This is a genomic window from Tianweitania sp. (assembly GCF_032053605.1).
Classification (GTDB): domain Bacteria; phylum Pseudomonadota; class Alphaproteobacteria; order Rhizobiales; family Rhizobiaceae; genus Tianweitania.
On the sequence record NZ_DAMBUH010000155.1, the window covers coordinates 2502 to 5425 of the forward strand.

A 2924-nucleotide genomic window follows, 5' to 3' on the forward strand; every position below is an offset into this window, starting at 1 on the left:
TAGGAGCGAGTTGCCGATGTGCTGCAGGGGTCGGGACCGGTCACGCAGACATGGCGGCCGCTGCGGCTCGGCGCACTTGATACGCTGGTGCTCGGGTCGGCCGAGGCGGATGAATATGCGCGGATGGTCGAGATCGCGGCTCAAGCGATCGGCGCGCCGAGCTTAGCCTCACCCTTCTCCATCTCGCCCGAAGACCTCTATTGGACCTTCCGCAAGATCCAGGCCTTCGAGGCCTGGGAGGTGCATGGGCCGTGGATTTCGTCCGGCGAACGCGGCATTGGGCCAGGCGTGAAGGAGCGGTTCGAATACGGCCAAACCATCACGCGCGACGTCTATGATGCGGAGAGCACGAAGCGCGAAGCATTCCGCGACGAGCTTGCCGCGCTTCTCGGGCGTGACGGCCTGCTCGTTATACCGACCGTGCCAAGCGCAGCCCCCTTGAAGGCTGCAACCTTCGACGACATCCAGGCCTATCGCGAGCGCGCGCTGCAGCTGCTGTGCCTTTCGGGCATGTCCGGTTTTCCCCAGATCACCATTCCACTGGGAACCGTCAACGGCGCGCCGTTCGGCCTGTCATTGATCGGGCCGGCCGGCAGCGATCACCAGTTGGTTTCGCTTGCGTGCCAAATCCTCGAACACAAAGGCTGACGTTGATGGACACCCTCACCCGTATGCGGGCCTTTATCGATGTGGTGGAAGCGGAAGGGTTTTCAGCCGCAGCGCGCAAGATCGGGCGATCCAAGGCATTGCTGTCCAAATATGTGCGCGAACTGGAAGACGAACTCGGCGCGCTTCTGCTCAACCGCACGACCCGGCAGTTTTCCATGACCGAAGCCGGGCACACCTATTACCAGCGCGCGGCCGAGATCGTGCGCGAAATCGACAGCCTGTCGGACACCGTGCGGGAAAGCTCCGGCGATGTGCGCGGCCGCATCAAAATGTCGGCGCCGCGCACCTTTGCCGATGCTGCAATCGGGCAGTCTCTGGTTGATTTCGCCAAGGAGAACCCGCAGATCACGCTGGAAATCAGGCTGGACGACCGCTTCATCGATCTCGTGGAAGAGGGATTCGATCTTGCCATCCGCATCACGCGGCTGGAAAGCTCGTCACTGATCGCGCGCCGCCTGGCTCCCTTCACGACACGGCTTTGCGCTTCGCCGGCGCTGATCGAGAAACACGGCATTCCGCAGAAGCCGCAGGATCTCAGCAATCTGCCTTGCATCATCGACACCAACACGCGCTATCTCTCATCCTGGCCGTTCTGCAACGAAGCGGGCGAAACGATCAGCGTGGCAGTGAGCGGCCCGATGGAGGTCAACAGCCCGCTCGCCAGCCGGGCGGCGGCGATTTCCGGTTTGGGCTTCGCGCTTCTGCCGGATTTCGTGGCAGCGCCTGCGATCGAGGACGGCACGCTGGTATCGGTGCTGCAAGACCGCATCCCGCGCGACGGCGGCATCTTCGTGGTCTATCCGCATCGCCGCTATCTGCCGGCCAAGGTCCGCGCACTGGTGGATTTCCTGGCGGTCTGGTTCAAGGCGCACGAAGCCCGGTTGTGAGTGGAAAGGCTGAAGCGAGTTTGCGGCGCTAGACGTGGCTCGTCCCACTTTCGCCGAACTCCTCGGCACAGTGGCGCCATCAATGGGAGCCGACGATGCGCCTTTCACGACGTTGCGTCACAAGCCTGGCTGTTCTCGGCGCGCTTGCGGCTTCCACCTCGCCGGCCCGGGTGCATCCGCACATCTTTGCCGAAGCGCGGCTCGATGTCGTGATCGGCCCTGACAATAAGGTTCATTCCCTTCAGCATGTCTGGCGCTTCGACGATTTGTTTTCGAGCACCGTGCTGGTCGAGTTCGATACCAACAAGGATCTGAAGCTCGACCACAAGGAACTCGAGGAAGTCGGCAAAACCGTCCATGAATCGCTGGCCGAGTACAATTATTTCCAGGTCGTCACGCAAGACGGCAAGGACGTGAAGATGGTGGCACCCGACAAGCTGATCGCGACGTTGGAAGACAACCAGCTGATCATCCTGTTTGAATCCAGGATGGCCGAGCCCCTGCCCCTGAAAGGCAAGCTGGACTTCGGCGTTTATGACCCGACCTTCTATACCGCGATCGATTTCGTGGATGACGCCAATATGGCGGTGCAGAACCTGCCGGCAGCCTGCGCGCGCGAAGTGATCCGTCCTGATCCCGATGAAGCGATCGCTGCCAATCAGTCGAGCCTGACGGACGCTTTCTTCAACGATCCGACCGGTACCGATCTGAGCAAGATCTTTGCGACCCGCCTTGAATTGAATTGCAACGCCGCTGGATAACCGCATGAAGAAGAGCGCTTTGCGCGCGACTTTCGCGCTGATCGCCGTCGCATACGTTTTGACCCACTTCCTTGGCCATGCCCATGCGCAAAGCTCGCTGGGCATCGGCACGGCCGAGCCTTCCATGGCGCCGACCGGTTTCTTCGCTGGTTTCTTCCAGTGGGTGAACGCCTACCAGCAAAGCTTTTATCGCTCCATGACGGTGGCGCTGAAGGGCATGCGCGAAGACGGTTCGCAGCTCTGGCTGCTGATCGGCCTGTCCTTCGCTTACGGTATTTTCCACGCAGCCGGCCCCGGTCACGGCAAGGTGGTCATTTCCTCCTATATGCTTGCCAACAACGTAGCGCTGCGGCGCGGTATCGTGTTGTCGGTCATTTCCTCGCTCTTACAGGGCCTTTCTGCCGTCGTGGTGATCGGCACCGTATTCCTGTTCCTGCGCGGCACGTCGATCTCCATGACCAAGGCAACCTGGTTCCTGGAAGTGCTGAGCTTTGCCATGGTCGCTGCCTATGGCGCGTGGCTTCTAGCGCGCAAGCTCCGCCGTTATCTGCCTGCCCTCATGCCGCGCCCGGCACTCGTCGGCGGCGGCGGCGCGCCTATTCACGAC

3 protein-coding genes and 1 pseudogene are annotated in these 2924 nt (G+C 61.4%); all 4 read left to right on the forward strand.

The genetic code is table 11. The features are described 5' to 3' along the window. Positions 1–18 precede the first annotated feature (18 nt). Positions 19–648, forward strand: coding sequence for an amidase family protein (locus tag RTX98_RS19630; protein ID WP_312798544.1), 630 nt, complete (start codon positions 19–21; stop codon positions 646–648). A 5-nt stretch (positions 649–653) separates the two neighbouring features. Next, the gene (locus tag RTX98_RS19635) at positions 654–1556 is read left to right on the forward strand and encodes a LysR family transcriptional regulator (RefSeq protein ID WP_189503087.1); all 903 of its coding nucleotides are present in this window, start codon (positions 654–656) and stop codon (positions 1554–1556) included. Positions 1557–1651: 95 nt separating this feature from the next. Further along, positions 1652–2317: a DUF1007 family protein gene (locus tag RTX98_RS19640; protein ID WP_312798546.1), complete on the forward strand. Its 666-nt coding sequence runs from the start codon at positions 1652–1654 to the stop codon at positions 2315–2317. A gap of 4 nt (positions 2318–2321) precedes the next feature. Beyond that, positions 2322–2924: pseudogene (locus tag RTX98_RS19645) on the forward strand (nickel/cobalt transporter); the annotation flags it as partial.

Coding starts and splice junctions, on each gene's coding strand:
- RTX98_RS19640 (WP_312798546.1), top strand. CDS start 1,652: ATGCGCCTTTCACGACGTTGCGTCACAAGCCTGGCTGTTCTCGGCGCG.
- RTX98_RS19635 (WP_189503087.1), top strand. CDS start 654: ATGGACACCCTCACCCGTATGCGGGCCTTTATCGATGTGGTGGAAGCG.